This is a genomic window from Superficieibacter sp. 1612_C1 (assembly GCF_015234305.1).
GTDB lineage: Bacteria > Pseudomonadota > Gammaproteobacteria > Enterobacterales > Enterobacteriaceae > Superficieibacter.
In genome coordinates this window covers 104,754-121,471 of record NZ_JADGMI010000003.1, presented here as the reverse complement: position 1 = coordinate 121,471, position 16,718 = coordinate 104,754, and the positions used below count along the sequence as shown (strand labels likewise).

Below are 16,718 nucleotides of genomic sequence, written 5' to 3'. Positions count from 1 at the left end.
ATTGTCACCCGGAGATAATCATGACCAGACAAAATGGACTGGCGGTAACTTACACAAAAAATGATATAGAAATTATTGCACGCGAAACACTGTATAGCGGTTTTTTTTCGCTCGATTTATACCGCTTTCGCCATCGTCTGTTTAACGGGGAAATGAGCGGTGAAGTGCGGCGTGAAATTTTTGAACGCGGCCATGCTGCCGTCTTGCTACCCTTTGACCCGGTGCGCGACGAAGTGGTATTGGTGGAGCAGATCCGTATCGCGGCCTACGATTCCAGCGAAAGCCCGTGGCTGCTGGAACTGGTCGCCGGAATGATTGAAGAAGGCGAGAGCGTCGAGCAGGTCGCCCGTCGCGAAGCGGAAGAAGAAGCAGGACTTAACGTCGGCCGGGTGAAAAAATTTATGAGCTATCTGGCAAGTCCGGGTGGCACCAGTGAACGCCTCTCCTTAATGGTGGGGGAAGTGGACGCCACGACTGCGGAAGGAATTCACGGTCTGGCTGATGAAAACGAAGATATTCGGGTTCATGTGGTAAGTCGGGAGCAGGCTTATCAATGGGTTGAAGAGGGGAAAATCGACAACGCAGCGTCAGTCATCGCCCTGCAATGGCTACAGCTGCACTATCAAGAGTTAATGAATGAGTGGAAAAAATGAAGCGTTATACACCTGATTTCCCCGAAATGATGCGTCTGTGCGAAACCAATTTCGCCCAGCTCCGCCGCCTGTTGCCGCGTAATGATGCGCCGGGCGAAACCGCAAGTTATCAGGTGGCCAACGCGCAGTACCGGTTAACGATACAGGAATCTACCCGCTACACTACGCTGGTAGAAATTGAACAAACCGCACCCGCTGTCAGTTACTGGAGCCTGCCATCCATGTCGGTTCGACTGTATCATGACGCTATGGTCGCGGAAGTGTGTTCAACTCAGCAGATCTTTCGCTTCAAAGCGCGGTATGATTATCCGAATAAAAAGTTGCATCAACGCGACGAAAAGCATCAAATTAATCAGTTTTTAGCCGACTGGCTACGATATTGTTTAGCACATGGAGCGATGGCGATTCCGGTTTTATAGCGTCGTTAAACCTAAGGACACCATTTGGAAAGCCTGTTAACGCTTCCTTTGGCTGGTGGGGCCAAAGTGAAGATACTGCAAATCACTGATACTCACCTGTTTGCCCAAAAACACGAGACGCTGCTGGGTGTGAATACCTGGGAAAGCTATCAGGCGGTACTGGCCGCCATTCATGCTGAACAGCGTGAATGCGATCTTATTGTGGCGACAGGGGATTTAGCTCAGGATCAGTCTGCTGCGGCCTATCAGCATTTTGCTGAGGGTATCGCAGGCTTTGCTGCACCCTGCGTCTGGCTGCCGGGAAATCATGACTTTCAGCCCGCCATGTACAGCGCGCTTCAGGACGCGGGGATCTCCCCGGCAAAGCGGGTATGGGTGGGCGACCACTGGCAAATCCTGCTACTCGATAGCCAGGTGTTCGGCGTGCCGCACGGCGAGCTCAGCGAATTCCAGCTTGAGTGGCTGGAGCGCAAACTGGCGGAATCCACCGATCGGCATACGCTTTTGCTGCTCCATCATCATCCGCTCCCGGCGGGATGTGGCTGGCTCGATCAGCACAGTCTGCGCAACGCGCAGGAGCTGGATAATGTGCTGGCGCGCTTTCCCCGCGTGAAGCATATGCTGTGCGGGCACATTCATCAGGAACTGGATCTCGACTGGAACGGCCGCCGCATGATGGCCACGCCGTCTACCTGCGTTCAGTTTAAGCCGCACTGCGCCAGTTTTACCCTGGACACCATTGCGCCCGGCTGGCGCTGGCTGGAGTTACATGACGATGGCACTCTGGTAACGGAAGTCTGCCGTTTACAGAGCACGCAATTTAGCCCGGATACCGGTTCAGAAGGATATTGATGTCTACGCTTCTTTATCTGCACGGCTTTAACAGCTCGCCGCGTTCGGCAAAGGCCACCGCGTTGCGGGAGTGGCTGACGGTACACTATCCTGAGATCCGGATGGTGACGCCGCAGTTGCCCGTTTTCCCGGCGCAGGCCGCAGAACTGCTGGAGTCGCTGGTGCTGGAGCTGGGGGGACAACCGCTGGGTATTGTCGGCTCGTCACTCGGGGGATATTACGCCACCTGGCTATCGCAGTGCTTTATGTTACCGGCTGTGGTGGTGAACCCGGCGGTTCGTCCTTTTGAACTGCTGGCGGATTACCTGGGGCATAACGAGAATCCCTACACAGGCCAGCAATATGTGCTAGAGTCTCGCCATATTTACGATCTCAAAGTGATGCAAATCGACCCGCTGGAAGCGCCGGATCTTATCTGGTTATTACAGCAGACCGGGGACGAGGTGCTTGATTACCGTCAGGCGGTGGACTATTTTGACGCCTGCCGCCAGACCGTCGAAGAGGGCGGCAATCACGCATTTGTTGGCTTTGACGATCATTTCTCACAGATTATCGATTTTCTGGGCCTGCGCTAAGCAGCCAGAACGACCTACGAAAACACCATGACGCAATCATATAACGCTGATGCCATTGAGGTACTCACCGGGCTTGAGCCGGTTCGCCGCCGTCCGGGAATGTATACCGACACCACTCGCCCTAACCACATGGGCCAGGAAGTCATTGATAACAGTGTCGATGAAGCACTGGCGGGCCACGCGAAGCGCGTGGATGTCATTCTGCACGCCGATCAGTCGCTGGAGGTCATTGATGATGGCCGCGGTATGCCGGTGGATATTCACCCGGAAGAGGGCGTGCCGGCGGTTGAACTGATCCTCTGTCGTCTGCATGCGGGCGGCAAGTTCTCCAATAAAAACTACCAGTTCTCTGGTGGTCTTCACGGGGTGGGGATTTCCGTTGTGAACGCCCTGTCGAAGCGCGTGGAAGTCACGGTTCGCCGCGACGGTCAGGTTTACCGTATCGCGTTTGAGAACGGCGACAAGGTCGAAGACTTAAAGGTGGTTGGCACCTGCGGAAAACGTAATACCGGCACCAGCGTCCACTTCTGGCCGGATGAAAGCTTTTTCGACAGCCCGCGTTTTTCCGTGTCCCGCATGAGTCACCTGCTGAAAGCCAAAGCGGTACTTTGTCCGGGCGTGGAAATTACCTTCAAAGATAACGTCAACAACACCGAACAGCGCTGGTGCTATGAGGATGGTCTCAACGACTATCTCAGCGAGGCGGTAAACGGTCTGCCGGTGCTGCCGGAAAAACCGTTTGTCGGCAATCTGGCGGGCGACACCGAAGCCGTTGAATGGGCGCTGCTGTGGCTGCCGGAAGGCGGCGAATTGCTAACCGAAAGCTACGTTAACCTGATCCCGACCATGCAGGGCGGCACCCACGTCAACGGTCTGCGTCAGGGGCTACTAGATGCGATGCGCGAATTCTGCGAATACCGCAATATTCTGCCGCGCGGTGTGAAGCTTTCCGCAGAAGACATCTGGGACCGTTGCGCCTACGTGCTGTCGGTCAAAATGCAGGACCCGCAGTTTGCCGGGCAGACAAAAGAACGACTTTCTTCGCGTCAGTGCGCGGCGTTTGTTTCCGGCGTGGTGAAAGACGCCTTCAGCCTGTGGCTGAACCAGAACGTACAGGCCGCAGAGATGCTGGCGGAAATGGCGATTTCCAGCGCTCAGCGTCGCCTGCGCGCGGCGAAAAAAGTGGTGCGTAAGAAACTGACCAGCGGTCCGGCGCTGCCAGGTAAACTGGCGGACTGTACCGCGCAGGATCTCAACCGCACCGAGCTGTTCCTGGTGGAAGGGGATTCCGCAGGCGGCTCCGCCAAGCAGGCGCGTGACCGGGAGTATCAGGCGATCATGCCGCTGAAAGGCAAGATCCTTAACACCTGGGAAGTGTCTTCCGACGAAGTGCTGGCCTCGCAGGAGGTTCACGATATTTCGGTGGCGATTGGCATCGATCCGGACAGTGAAGATCTGAGTCAGCTACGCTACGGCAAGATCTGCATCCTCGCGGATGCCGACTCCGACGGCCTGCACATCGCCACGCTGCTGTGTGCGCTGTTTGTGAAGCACTTCCGCACCCTGGTGAAACACGGTCACGTCCACGTTGCGCTGCCGCCGCTGTACCGTATCGATCTCGGTAAAGAGGTGTACTACGCGCTGACGGAAGAGGAAAAAACCGGTGTGCTGGAGCAGCTTAAACGCAAGAAAGGCAAACCTAACGTTCAGCGCTTTAAAGGGCTGGGCGAAATGAACCCGATGCAGCTGCGCGAAACCACGCTCGATCCCAATACCCGCCGTCTGGTGCAGCTGACCATTAGCGACGAAGACGACCAGCGTACTAACGCGATGATGGATATGCTGCTTGCCAAAAAACGCTCTGAAGACCGCCGTAACTGGTTGCAGGAGAAAGGCGACCTGGCGGAGATCGACGGCTAACCGCCGCGTTTTTGAGGATGGAAGATACGCAGGCCAAAACCTGCGTTGGGCTGATAACAGACCTGTTTTCTATGCTGTACGTCTGAATGCCGGGTGGCGGCTTCGCCTTACCCGGCCTACGCGGTACCACAATATCAACGTGTATCCGCATTTCGTAGGCCTGTGCAAGCGAAGCGCCGCCAGGCATCATTGGCACCGCGTAATGCCGGGTGGCGGCTTCGCCTTACCCGGCCTACGCGGTGCCACAATATCAACGTGTTATCCGCATTCCGTAGGCCTGTGCAAGCGAAGCGCCGCCAGGCATCATTGGCACCGCTTAATGCCGGGTGGCGGCTTCGCCTTACCCGGCCTACGCGGTGCCACAATATCAACGTGTTATCCGCATTCCGTAGGCCTGCGCAAGCGAAGCGCCGCCAGGCATCATTGGCACCGCGTAATGCCGGGTGGCGGCTTCGCCTTACCCGGCCTACAAAATACATCAATATCAATGGGTTATTCGCATTCCGTAGGCCTGCGCAAGCGAAGCGCCGCCAGGCATCATTGGCACCGCGTAATGCCGGGTGGCGGCTTCGCCTTACCCGGCCTACAAAATACATCAATATCAACGTGTTATCCGCATTCCGTAGGCCTGCGCAAGCAAAGCGCCGCCAGGCATCCTTGCCAAAGGATAAAGAGGATCACTCCTCTGACACCGGCTGCACTTTGCCGATTGTGGGTGCCGGAATGATATCCAGCTCAACAGGCCGTCGCAGCGCGTCCGTTGCCTGACGCAGCGCGTCCAGCGACGTTTTTAACTCTGGTGTCAGGTTTTCCGCGCTCAGGGATTCCAGGTGTTTCAGCTTATCCTGTAATTCCATCACTTTTAGCTCCTGAGTCAGTTCATTCTGTAACGACTGACCCAGCGAGCGGAGGGTCGAGATCCACGATATCACCGTTTTAACGACCACCGGCAGACGTGTCGGGCCTAAGACGATCAGCCCGATGACAAACACCAGCAGCAGTTCCCCAAAGCCGAAGCCAAACATGGTTATGCCTGTTCCGATTTGCTGGCGGTTTCTTTGCCGACTTTTTGTTCATTGAGAAAGTCGGCATCCTGAGATGCGCTATCGTTGTCGCCCATCGCTTTCTTAAACCCTTTCAGCGCCGACCCGAGATCGGACCCCAGGGAGCTGAGTTTTTTGGTGCCGAAAACCAGTACCATCAGCACCACAATCACTAATAATTTGGTAACGCTAATTTCGCCCATGATGAAACCTTATAGTCAGTAAAATATGCCGCGTATCGGGCGGCAGCGTTGTGTCGACATTCAGGGAATAATCGCTTCCCCGGTGATTTTTTTCAGCATTTCCATAATATTGTCGGCCTCTTGCTCATCAATAATGCTCATCGCAAAACCGACGTGAACCAGAACCCAACAGCCCAGCAGTTCCTGCGGCGAATTTTCGCAAATCAGGGCAAGATTGACTTGTCTCCTGATGGCGTTAATTTCCACCCACGCCGGTTCGTGAATCGAATCGCCCACCGCAACAATTTTTCCTGGTACGCCAATGCACATTGTTAATCCTTATTGCCAGAAAGCGTGCCGCGCAGCAGCGCCCGGCGTCCGGCGTTAATCCCGGACGCATTGCGTACCGGCAAGGAGAGCGCCAGCCTGACGCTGTTTTGCGCCAGCGTCAGCGCCTGTTCCGCGCTCAGTGCCGGATCGATGGGCGACATTAGTGAACACGACAGGTAATAGAGATCTGGCGCGATCTCACCGGGACGAAACGCCATATCGCCCTGCGGAAAGGTGAGCGCCAGACGTTCGTCAGTGCGTCGGCAGGCCCAGCGCTGCCCCGGCCCCGGCAGCAGCATGAGCTGTAGCATCCACGGCGTCAGCAGCGCGCCAAACCACTGGCCCTCAAATAGCTGAAAGGCGCAGGCTTTGACCGGCAGTTGCGGACGGTAAAAGGGCAGGCCGACCATACTGCTTTCCGCCACCTGCTGAAAAACCTGTTCAAGCAGGGCCGACGGATCGGTGGCATAGCCTTCACTGTATTTATCAGTCATGAATTGCCCTCACGCGGACTAACGGTGATACCGTGGTTATTCAGAATGCGGATAACCTGAGCGATGGCGGCTTCCATTGCCAGGACCACCACCGGGCTGAGTACCATGCCCGGCGCAAGCGACGCAGGCTCAATGCCCAGCAGAACCAGCTTGCGCGGGAACTCGTCGGTCATTTGCAGCGCCATCAGCACGTCTGCCAGCCCGAGCTGGTGCGGCGAAAGCCGTTGGGTGAAGTACGCGGGAACGTCGTTATCCTCAAGAATAAACAGGCTCCCGGCCTCACTGTCACTTTGAACCGCATCGACCACCACGATCAGATCGCGGCTGGCCATCACCTCCAGCAGTTCCATACCCGAAGTGCCGCCATCCTGAAGCACCACGCCGTCGGGAAAGAGGAAGCGCTGCTCCAGCGCTTCAAGAGTCCGCACGCCGACACCTTCGTCGCTGAGCAGAAGGTTACCGACGCCAAGCAGCAGGGTATTCATTACAGAATTTTCACCTTACTTAACGTCTTGCCGCGTAAATCCACCATGTGGACCGCGCAGGACATGCACGGATCGAACGAGTGAACGGTGCGCACCACTTCCAGTGGTTTTTGCGCATCAACGACTGGCGTGCCGATCAGCGCGCGCTCATACGGCCCCGGTTCATCATTGAAATTGCGCGGCCCGGCGTTCCAGGTTGACGGCACCACCGCCTGATAGTTGGCAATTTTGCCGTCCTTGATGACGATCCAGTGCGACAGCATGCCGCGAGAGGCTTCTTCAAAACCGACGCCGCGAAGCTCGCCTTCCGGGAACACCGGCTTGATAAAGGTTTCGCAATCGCCTTTGGCGATGTTGTCCACCAGCAGTTGATACTGCGCCTGAAGTTCGTCACACAGCACGGAAGTCCGCACCGCGCGGCCGAGAATACGGCCCCAGGTCGATTGCAGCGCATCATGGGTGAGCGCGGTGCCGGTCAGCGCCTGGTACTGCGCGGCAATACTGTCATAATGCGTCACGGTGCCCGTGTGTTTCGACGCCAGACCGCACAGCAGCCACGCCAGCGGCCCCACTTCCACGGTTTTGCCGTAGAAGGTCGGCGCTTTCACCCAGGAGTATTTACCGTCTTCCTGCCAGTCGGTGAAGTCCGGGATGGTGGTGCCCTGCCACGGTTTTTGCGGATCGTTATCTTTGTACCAGGCGTGCTTGCCACTCTCCTCAATACCGTTAATCAGGAACGGATCGGTATGAGAGGCGATGGGCTGGAAGGTGGAAAAATCCGTGCCTTTCATATAGCCGCCGGGAATGCGGAAAACGTCGCCTCTACGGCTGACCGGCATGTCCGGCACCGCCAGGTAGTAATCCGCCGCTTTGCCCAGTTTCATCCAGTCCGGGTAGCTGGCGGCAAAAATCGCCGCGTCGACTTTATAAACCTGCTCAATAAAATCGCTCAGCTTGTCGATAAACGATTTCACGTACATCAGGCGTTCCAGATTGAGAACGCCAGGGGAATCGGTATTGATTGGGTTCGCCACGCCGCCGACGGCGAGGTTCTGGATATGCGGCGTTTTGCCGCCGAGGATCGCCACGATGCGGTTGGCGTCGCGCTGACACTCCAGCGCCTGCAAGTAGTGCGCGACCGCAATCAGGTTCACTTCCGGCGACAGTTTCATTTCCGGGTGGCCCTGATAACCGTTAGCGAAGATCCCCAGTTGCCCGCTGTCCACCAGCGCCTGAATTTTGTGCTGCACGCGGGTGAATTCGGCGGCGCTGTTCAGCGGCCAGCTTGAAACGTTTTTCAGCATCGCTTCCGCTTTGGCCGGATCGGCCTTCAGGGCGGCGGTAATATCCACCCAGTCGAGCGCGGAGAGCTGGTAAAAATGCACGATATGATCGTGGATCTGGTGCGCGGCGAGGATCAGGTTGCGAATATACTGCGCGTTCAGAGGGATCTCCATTTGCAGCGCATTCTCCACCGCGCGCACCGAGGCGATGGCGTGGATTGTGGTGCACACGCCGCAAATACGCTGGACGATAATCCACGCGTCGCGCGGGTCCTGCCCCTTGACGATCTCTTCCATCCCGCGCCACATGGTGCCGGACGACCAGGCTTTCACCACTTTGCCATCTTCAATTTCACAGTCGATCCGCAGATGACCTTCAATACGCGTTACAGGATCAATGGTGATACGTTGACTCATGGTTTTACCTCAACAGTGGCTGCTTTGGCCGGTAAAATCGGCAGCAGACGAATAATCAGGATGTAAGCAACAACTTCAATCGCCACAAAGCCGATGGAAATCAATAGTTCGCTGGCGGTCGGAAAATAGTGATAGCCATTGCCCGGATCAAAGGCGACAAGGGAATAATCAATGCGCCACATCGCCGCGCCGAGCAGCACGGAGAGCGCACACAGAAACAGCGCACGCGGACTGCGGCGAAGTTTGCCGGAATGCAAAATCAGCAGCGGAAGGATGAACAGCGCCAGCTCAATGATAAACAGCCAGGCATAGCCGTTACCCATTAGCACCAGTCCGAGCTTGCCGCGCCAGATAATCTCGCCGACGCGCAGTACGACGAAGATCCACAGCAGCGCCTTAATGACCTGGCTAAGTTTGCTGAACAACGGCGTTTCGTCGGTGGTAAAGGTGGCGCTGGCTCTCAGTAGCGATCCTTCAAAAATCACGATTGAGAAGCCCATCAGAAAGGCGGTCAGCAGAGAAAACAGCGGCAGAAACTCGTAGCTTTGCCACAGCGGATACACCTTATACCCGGCAATCATCATTAGTGAGCCCATTGACGACTGGTGCATACAGGGCAGCAGCGCGCCGATGCTGATGAAAATAAACATCGCGCGGTTCAGCTTACGCAAAGGAACGTGCCAGCCCAGACGCTCAAGCAGCGCGGGCAGCAGCTCCAGCGACATAATGCCGATGTACACCGTCATACAGGCGGCGGTTTCAAACAGCACCGAGTTGGTATTGAAATAGCCGGGCATTAAGAAGTGCGGCACATTCCAGTAACGTCCCAGATCGATGGTGATCGACAATCCGCCAAGGCCGTAGCCGAACAGACTGGCGAGCAGCGCCGGGCGGACCAGATCGTGATAATCGCCGCGGTTAAACACATACACCGCCCACGCCATCGCCCAGCCGCCGCAGGCGAAGCCGGTGCCGACCAGTAAATCGAAGGATATCCACACCCCCCACGGATAGCCACCGTTCAGCGCCGTGACATCGCCCATTCCCATTACCAGACGTTTGACGATCAGCAGACCGCAGATCGCCGCAAACGGCGCGAACAGATAAATGGCGCGGGTAAACAGCTTTCCGCCCAGCGGACGGAGCGCATGAGTATGATCACTCATGGGAGTTCTCCTCTTCAGACGGCGCGGCGTCGTGATGCTTGTTGTTGCGGTGGACCAGCCAGGTGATGCCCGCCAGCGCTGCGGCTGGCAGCATCATGCCTTTGTACAACGTATGCTGGACGTGCTCGGCGCGGGAGCCGGTAGATTGTGGTCCCAGCGCGGGCAGGCCGAACTTCTGAAAAGGAATGGCGGAGAGCACCAGCACCTGCGTACCGCCGCCTTCGATTTCGCCATACACCGACGATTGATACTGCGCAACGGTCTGCGAATACGTGTCCTTGCTGCCGACCTGCTGGCGCGGATAGTCGTAACGTGAACCGGGTTTAAGTGCCAGACGGGCTTTTGCCTCTTTCAGCAGCGCGTCGCGGGTGCCGAAGATCACCGCCCCGGTGGGGCAGACTTCGGTGCAGCCGGGCAACTGGCCTTTGTCCAGCCGTTCCACGCCTTTCTGGTTGCACAGTTCGCATTTATGGATCGCGCCGAAGGGATCGCTGTAATCATATTTCGGCACGTTATACGGGCAGGCGACCATGCAGTAGCGGCAGCCGGTACAGGCGTCGGGATTGTATTCAACGATGCCGGTAGCGGCGTTTTTTTGCAGCGCCGAGACCGGGCAGGCGGAGACACAGTTCGGATCAACGCAGTGCATACACTGCTTTTTGATAAACGCGTACCCGTCCTGAAGCTGGTTTTTATGCTCGCCGTTACCGCTGCGCCAGATCTGGATGATGTTATTGGTCCGGGCGCTGAGCTTATCGTTAACCGATGAGGTGGTGTTGTTAGCACTGTTGTCGTCGGGACGGTAATCCGCAGCGCCCGGATTATTGATCTGCTGACATTTGGTCACGCAGGACTGACATCCCACGCACAGCGTGGAGTCGAACAGCATTCCGACCGCACCAGGGGCCGCCTGACGCGGCTGTTCTGCGGCACGAAGGCCCGGCGCGACCCCGGCCAGCAGCAGCCCGCCGGAGGCAACTTTGAAAAAGTGACGTCTGTTCAAGACCGCTCCTCCGTCTCTGCGTCTTTTTCAGCCGTCGTCCGCGGTTGTCCCAGTTGCTTCACCGCCATGACGCTGACGCCGCCTACAGCACCAATGACTGCGCCCAGCAGCCCGGTAGCGCTGAGGGAAACCGCGCCGCCTTCCGTGCGCTTCACGTCCGGTACTTCCGCACGCGGCGTCGGCTGGCTGACATTGGCTAACTGGGCAATGCCTTTGGTGAAGCCGATATTTTTTTCGTTACAGCCGTAGCATGGATGCCCGATACCCACCGGCCAGATACCGCCGCCGACGTCGCAGAACTCCAGCGTGGAACAGTTGCCGTAGGTCTCCGGGCCTTTACAGCCGAGATGGTAGAGGCACCAGCCCTGACGGTGGCCTTCGTCACCAAACGCTTTGGCAAAGCGCCCGGCGTCAAAGTGTGGGCGGCGCTCGCAGTTTTCGTGGATCAGGCGACCATAGGCAAAGGTGGGACGACGTTTATCGTCCAGCTTCGGCGCGCGGTTAAAGGTGATGAGATGCGCCACGGTGGCGAGAAAGTTATGCGGATTCGGCGGGCAGCCCGGAATGTTGATCACCGGAATATCCGGGATGACCTCCTGAAGCGACACCGCGCCGGTCGGGTTACAGCCGGAAGCGGGTACGCCGCCCCACGCCGCGCAGGAGCCAATCGCAATCACGTGGCTGGCGTTGGCAGCCACCTCGCGGATATGTTCAGCGATCGGCTTCCCGGCGACCATGCAGTAAATGCCGCCGTCTTTCAGCGGGATCGAGCCGTCAACGACCAGAACGTACTGGCCCTTGTAGCGTTCAATGGCGTTGTGCTTATTCTCTTCCGCCTGCTGCCCGAAGGCGGCGGAGAGCACTTCGTGATACTCCAGCGAGATAACGTCGAGGACCAGGTTCTCAACGGTGGGATGCGTCGCCCGCAGCAGCGATTCGGTGCAGCCGGTACACTCCTGCGCGCCAATCCAGATAACCGGCGGACGGGAAGGAGAGGTCAGCGCCCCGGCAATCTGCGCGGAGGCTTTTCCGCTTAGCCCCAACGAGGCTGCCAGCGCGGTACAGAGCGTGATAAAACTACGACGGCTGACGCCCTCGCTCAAGAACGTATTCTCTCGTTCACTCATGGTTTATTTTCCAGGATATTATTAATGAGCTGAATATGACGCTGATTAATAAGACGATAATTTCAAAAGGGGTTTACGTTACTCAACTTCCAGCTCGCGGATGCGTAGCGCGTCCGACGGTTCGTGCTGGATTTGCACGGAATGACATCGCGGGCAGTGCGTTACGGGTTGACGGGTTTCAAATACCTGACAGCAGTGGTGACACCAGCCACGACCCGGCGTATGGGCAATATGGAATTGCGCGCCGTCTGCCAGCGTGTTGCGGGTAGCGGACGCGAGGCCAAAGCGTAGCGAGGTTTCCTCAACGCAGCTCATCGCGCCCATCTCCAGCCAGACCTGCTTAACCCGGTTAAAATTCCGGCTTAGCGCCTGTTCTTCGAGTATCTGAACAATATTGAGCGCCAGCGTCAGTTCATGCATTTGCCGTATTTCGCAGAAATTGAGTAAAAAAAGCCTGCTCCCCAGCCGCAGCGGGGAGCGAGGTTTACTGCCATCGTTTGATTAATACAGATGACCAATGTTGACGATGGAACTCACCGTGTCGCCAAAGAAGGTCAACCGGCTGAGGAGTACTGCCACCAGCACCAGCAGCAACGTACTTTTTGGCATCACCGCATTTTTGCGCGTCAGGATAAACGCGACGATAAAGCACACCAGGCTTGCCAGATACAGCGGCGAGGTCAGCCAGGTACTGGCGGTCATTTTCATGATGGTGCCGCCGCTGGTCCAGACCAGCGGGGCGGCGATCATCGCCACAATGAACATCAGAATGCCCTGACGCAGCGCCGGAACCGGTGCATTCATCTTCAGCAGCGGAATGGCGGCGCAGCCCACCACCCAGACGGTGAGAAAGAAGAACAGCATCGTCATGCCGTTGGCGATAGCCATCATGGCGGGAGCGGCATAGGTCATTCCCTGCACCGCCACCAGCGCGATGCCCAGCAGCGAAGCGAGCAGAGCGGGAATTTTATGTCCCTTCGCCAGGAAGGTAATGCCGATAGCCGCGCCGTACAGGGTTGCGCCGAGGATTTCCCGGCTCAGCCACGCGTGTGGCAGGCCGCGCAGGGCGTTATAGGCATACATCGGATGCGCCAGATGCAGCACCGCAGCCACGGACGCCGCACCCAGCACCAGACCGGTAATCAGCCAGTGAATACGGCTACCTTCGATTTCACCCTTAAAGGTCCGCCAGGTCAGTACCAGCGCCATGCCGACGGAGGTCTGGCTTAAGACGGTAAAGATGACCAGCGGTAATTCGTACTTTTCCATTATTTATCTCCCGGCTGTTTTGGCTCGTGCGCCAGAATAAAGCGCGTTCCTGGGTTCAGCTTCGGCATCTGCGGATATCCCGGCGGGTACTGCACCGCGTTGGTCGGCAGATCGTTACTTTCCAGATCGATAATGGTCAGCGCACCAACCGGGCAGGCATCGACGCAGGCCGGGTTCATGCCGATATCCTGGCGCTCATAGCACATGCTGCATTTTTCACTCTTCTTCAATTCTTCGTTGAAACGCGGCGCGCCATAAGGACAGCTACGAATGCAGTTTTTACAGCCGATGCAGAGTTCCTGCTCATGGACCACGATGCCATCTTCGCGGCGATGATAGGCCCCGACCGGGCAGGCTTCGACGCAGGCCGGATTTTCGCAGTGGTTACAGGCGAGCGAATAAAATGCACGTTCTTCGTGGGGGAAAATGGCTTTGTCCAGCGGGTAGACATAGCGCCAGAAATTGTCCGGCTCCAGATGGTTAAAGCTCTTACATGCCATCGCACAGCCGCGACAGCCAATACATTTGTCACTGTTAACTAAAAATGCGCGTCTCATGCGGCAGACTCTCCCTTACGGATCAATACGATGTCAGCAAACTGGCTATGGATAGCGGCTCCCGGCGCGCCGGTCTTCATCAGGCCCATATCGGCCGGGGTGTCAGCCACCACGTTCTGCACGTTGTATTTGCGTTTCGGGAACCAGGATTCGTACATCACGAGGAAATCTTCCGGCACGTTGGTGGTCACTTTCACGCGCAGTTCGACGTCGCCGGTGTCGTTAAAGACTTTGACCAGATCGCCCTCGGCAATCGATTTTTTCTTCGCCGACGCCGGGTGCATATAGACAAACGGTTCCGGATAGAACACCTGCATCCAGTCGAGGTTAATGAACTGCGAGTGCAGTCCGAACTGGACGTGCGGCGTAAACAGGTGGAACGGCAGGGTTCTTTGCGCTTCCGGTTTGTACTCCGGCAGGGCGGTGTGACCGTTTTTCTCGCACAGCTCGGATTTAAATTCGTATTTGCCTGACGGGGTTTTGAACTTGCGGTCATACCAGGCCGCCGTGCTGGGCATGATGGCTTTTTTCGGCCCGTCCAGCAGGTCATCCCAGGAGGAAATGCCGAACATTTTCGCCATCCCGTCGTTAAACTCCTGATCCAGCCAGCGCTTGTGGTCGAACTCCTGCGGGAAGGTGCAGGAACCCGGCTCCAGCTTATTGATGGTACGCGACAGCAGTACCGCGATCTCCAGATCGCATTTTGCTTCGTACATCGGCTTAATGGCGGGTTGGTTAATCGACAGCCAGTAGTGCCAGTAAGAGGCATCAACGTTCCACTCTTCAAAGGCGGTCGTTACCGGCAATACAATATCGGCATGCTGGACGGTTTCGTTGAAGAACTGCTCGGCGCAGACCACCATCTCCAGTTTGGCGAACGCCTCTTCCATCTTGCTGCGGTCGAAATCCTGGGAGAAGGGGTTTTTACAGGCTACCCACAGCATGCGGATCGGCGGCTCACTGGCGTCCAGAATACTTTGCGCGGTCTGGTTAATGTTCAGCGAACGGTCGGAATACTGCGCCTCCGCGCCGCCTTCAGCGCCGCCGCCAAATTCGCTGGTCGCGCCTGTCGCGCCGACAAACCCTACCGAACCTGCCGGTGGCTTCTGCATCATGGCATTGTAATTAAAGCCCCAGGTATGCAGATGGCCGTAGCGGGCACCGCCGCCTTCCACGCCGATATTGCCGGTCATGGCGACAAAGGCGTCAATGGCGCGAACGTTAGCGCCGCCGTTGACGTGGCGCTGCATGCCGTAGCCAATCCAGACGGTCGCCGGGCTTACCGCGGTAAACTCTTCCGCCAGGTTACGGATCACGTCGGCGGAGAGGCCGCAAATACCCGCGGCCCATTCGACGGTGATGTTATTGCGCAGGTAGGCTTCGAATTCTGGATAGCCGTGGGCGTAGTTGGTAACGAAATCCTGATCGACCAGGCCCTTATCGACCAGATGCCGCGCCATGCCCAGCGCCAGCGCGCCGTCAGAGCCAGGACGCACGCGCAGGTAAAGATCGGCTTTCGCCGCGGTTTGCGACAGCAGCGGATCGATAACCACGATCTTCGCGCCTTTCTCGCGTGCCTGATAGATGTACTTCATGGAGTGCATGGAGCACCATGCCGGGTTTCCGCCCCAGATGATGATGTACTTTGCCTTCACCATATCTTCCGGGTCGTTACACCACATATCGCCCATATCGTAGTTCTGCGCGTCGATACCGGCAGGCCAGCACGGCGTACCGGCAAAGCGGGTGGTGTAACCGAGAGAGGACATCATCCCTTCCACGGCATAGTTCAGCACGCCAAATTTGCCGGAATATTTGGTCATTGCCAGACCGAGCAGCGAACCGTCTTTCTTTTTAATTTCAAGGATCTTACGCGCGATGCGATCCATCGCTTCTTCCCACGAAATACGCCGCCAGTTGCCGCTGCCGCGCACGTCCTGGATCATCGGGTATTTGATACGGTCCGGGCTGTAAACGCGGCGGGGGTAGGTCAGCCCTTTTACGCACGGCATCCCGTGGGTATAGGTCGACTCTTTCGCGCCTTCCACATAGGTAATGACGCCATCTTTCACCCAGGTTTTCAGGCTACAGGTGTCGTAACAGTTACGCGGGCAGGCGTTGCGGAAGATTTTATAAGTATCAGGATTAAACGGGATGGGCGGTTGCGCTAAGGCACAACGAGACGTTAATAATCCGCCGGGCAGGGCGGAAGCCGCTCCCAGGGTGGCGAGTCCTTTTAAAAAGGAGCGTCGGTTTAGACGTCCGGAATCATTGCTCATAATAATACTCTCGATTTTAATTCACCAAACCAATTGGTGAGCAAGGTTGCGACGGCATTAATTGCGGGTGTTGAGGCATGGCTTGCTATTTTCTCTACAAACTGAGGGAGCCATAAATCCAGATGCTCAGTAACAAACCATTGCAGGGCGTTATAAGCAGCATCGGTGGATTTATTTTTCACCAGCAGCAGGCAGGTTTCTATTTCGTAGGAAATATGGTCTTCGGGTATTTGATTCTCATTTGCAATACTCAGGCCGAGCGCCTGATAAAGTTCTTTTACCTGCTGAGTACTTTTCCCCATTAACAGCGTTTCGCTATCCAGATATACGGAGGAGTACGGTGCTGCCAGTAATGCACGTGGGCCAACAAACAGGCGGTTAAAGTCATATTCAACCTCCCGCCAGTCTGGCTGAGAAGGCATAAGGCGCTGTTCCTGCGGAAAAAGTGCGCTCAGTGCGGTGAGGCTCTGACGTAGCGTCGCCGCGTCTGCCGCATGGAAAAAATCGCGCAATAATAGGCCAGTCAGTTCCCATGGGGACGAAATTGGCGTGCCATGATAAAACAGCGTGTCAGGAGATACCGCATTCATATTTTATTACAGGTCTTAAGTCATGCCAGTGAGGGAGGGTGATAATACACAATGTGGCACTCCCTTTTTTTGAC

At 56.6% G+C, this 16,718-nt stretch carries 18 protein-coding genes and 1 pseudogene; 5 read left to right on the top strand and 14 right to left on the bottom strand.

The features are described from left to right. Positions 1-20: 20 nt before the first annotated feature. From nudF to parE, 5 genes are read left to right on the top strand one after another with little or no spacing between them, the layout of a single operon-like run. Positions 21-653 carry an ADP-ribose diphosphatase gene (nudF, locus tag INT84_RS11650; RefSeq protein ID WP_194206911.1) on the top strand — a complete coding sequence of 211 codons (633 nt, stop codon included), beginning with the start codon at positions 21-23 and terminating at the stop codon, positions 651-653. Then, positions 650-1,072: a DUF1249 family protein gene (locus INT84_RS11645; protein WP_176918438.1), complete on the top strand. Its 423-nt coding sequence runs from the start codon at positions 650-652 to the stop codon at positions 1,070-1,072. The genes nudF and INT84_RS11645 overlap by 4 nt, the downstream gene beginning before the upstream one ends. 24 nt (positions 1,073-1,096) lie before the next feature. After that, positions 1,097-1,924, top strand: coding sequence for a 3',5'-cyclic-AMP phosphodiesterase (gene cpdA, locus INT84_RS11640; RefSeq protein ID WP_176918439.1), 828 nt, complete (start codon positions 1,097-1,099; stop codon positions 1,922-1,924). Beyond that, positions 1,924-2,499: an esterase YqiA gene (gene yqiA / locus INT84_RS11635; protein ID WP_176918440.1), complete on the top strand. Its 576-nt coding sequence runs from the start codon at positions 1,924-1,926 to the stop codon at positions 2,497-2,499. The genes cpdA and yqiA overlap by 1 nt, the downstream gene beginning before the upstream one ends. Positions 2,500-2,526: 27 nt before the next feature. Then, positions 2,527-4,419, top strand: coding sequence for a DNA topoisomerase IV subunit B (gene parE / locus INT84_RS11630; RefSeq protein WP_194206910.1), 1,893 nt, complete (start codon positions 2,527-2,529; stop codon positions 4,417-4,419). 743 nt (positions 4,420-5,162) lie between these two features. Here the strand turns inward: parE and tatB are convergent. The 14 genes and pseudogenes from tatB to INT84_RS11560 form a co-directional block, all read right to left on the bottom strand. Continuing rightward, positions 5,163-5,444 (bottom strand): annotated as a pseudogene (gene tatB / locus INT84_RS11625) (Sec-independent protein translocase protein TatB); the annotation flags it as partial. Between the two features lie 2 nt (positions 5,445-5,446). Then, positions 5,447-5,665 (bottom strand): twin-arginine translocase TatA/TatE family subunit, encoded by a 219-nt coding sequence (gene tatA / locus INT84_RS11620; RefSeq protein WP_194206908.1) that lies wholly within the window; start codon positions 5,663-5,665, stop codon positions 5,447-5,449. 60 nt (positions 5,666-5,725) lie between these two features. After that, positions 5,726-5,974: a hydrogenase maturation factor HybG gene (hybG, locus tag INT84_RS11615; protein ID WP_194206907.1), complete on the bottom strand. Its 249-nt coding sequence runs from the start codon at positions 5,972-5,974 to the stop codon at positions 5,726-5,728. Between the two features lie 2 nt (positions 5,975-5,976). Then, positions 5,977-6,468, bottom strand: coding sequence for a hydrogenase-2 assembly chaperone (gene hybE / locus INT84_RS11610; RefSeq protein WP_194206906.1), 492 nt, complete (start codon positions 6,466-6,468; stop codon positions 5,977-5,979). Beyond that, entirely contained in the window at positions 6,465-6,953 is a 489-nt protein-coding gene (locus tag INT84_RS11605) for a HyaD/HybD family hydrogenase maturation endopeptidase (RefSeq protein WP_194206905.1), read from the bottom strand. The genes hybE and INT84_RS11605 overlap by 4 nt, the downstream gene beginning before the upstream one ends. Continuing rightward, entirely contained in the window at positions 6,953-8,653 is a 1,701-nt protein-coding gene (gene hybC, locus INT84_RS11600) for a hydrogenase 2 large subunit (RefSeq protein ID WP_194206904.1), read from the bottom strand. Before hybC ends, INT84_RS11605 begins: the two co-directional genes overlap by 1 nt. Further along, on the bottom strand, positions 8,650-9,819 hold the full coding sequence (gene hybB, locus INT84_RS11595; RefSeq protein WP_194206903.1) for a Ni/Fe-hydrogenase cytochrome b subunit: 1,170 nt from the start codon (positions 9,817-9,819) through the stop codon (positions 8,650-8,652). Before hybB ends, hybC begins: the two co-directional genes overlap by 4 nt. Further along, entirely contained in the window at positions 9,812-10,822 is a 1,011-nt protein-coding gene (gene hybA, locus INT84_RS11590; protein ID WP_194206902.1) for a hydrogenase 2 operon protein HybA, read from the bottom strand. Before hybA ends, hybB begins: the two co-directional genes overlap by 8 nt. Then, positions 10,819-11,949 (bottom strand): hydrogenase 2 small subunit, encoded by a 1,131-nt coding sequence (gene hybO / locus INT84_RS11585; protein WP_194206901.1) that lies wholly within the window; start codon positions 11,947-11,949, stop codon positions 10,819-10,821. Before hybO ends, hybA begins: the two co-directional genes overlap by 4 nt. Before the next feature lie 78 nt (positions 11,950-12,027). After that, positions 12,028-12,369 carry a hydrogenase maturation nickel metallochaperone HypA gene (gene hypA / locus INT84_RS11580; RefSeq protein WP_194206900.1) on the bottom strand — a complete coding sequence of 114 codons (342 nt, stop codon included), beginning with the start codon at positions 12,367-12,369 and terminating at the stop codon, positions 12,028-12,030. An 81-nt stretch (positions 12,370-12,450) separates the two neighbouring features. Next, positions 12,451-13,218 (bottom strand): DmsC/YnfH family molybdoenzyme membrane anchor subunit, encoded by a 768-nt coding sequence (locus INT84_RS11575; RefSeq protein ID WP_194206899.1) that lies wholly within the window; start codon positions 13,216-13,218, stop codon positions 12,451-12,453. Further along, a complete protein-coding gene (locus INT84_RS11570) occupies positions 13,218-13,775 on the bottom strand; it encodes a 4Fe-4S dicluster domain-containing protein (protein WP_194206898.1) in 558 nt (185 codons plus the stop codon). Before INT84_RS11570 ends, INT84_RS11575 begins: the two co-directional genes overlap by 1 nt. After that, positions 13,772-16,054 (bottom strand): molybdopterin-dependent oxidoreductase, encoded by a 2,283-nt coding sequence (locus INT84_RS11565; RefSeq protein ID WP_194206897.1) that lies wholly within the window; start codon positions 16,052-16,054, stop codon positions 13,772-13,774. The genes INT84_RS11570 and INT84_RS11565 overlap by 4 nt, the downstream gene beginning before the upstream one ends. Next, the gene (locus tag INT84_RS11560) at positions 16,051-16,644 is read right to left on the bottom strand and encodes a molecular chaperone (protein WP_194206896.1); all 594 of its coding nucleotides are present in this window, start codon (positions 16,642-16,644) and stop codon (positions 16,051-16,053) included. Before INT84_RS11560 ends, INT84_RS11565 begins: the two co-directional genes overlap by 4 nt. Positions 16,645-16,718 lie beyond the last annotated feature (74 nt).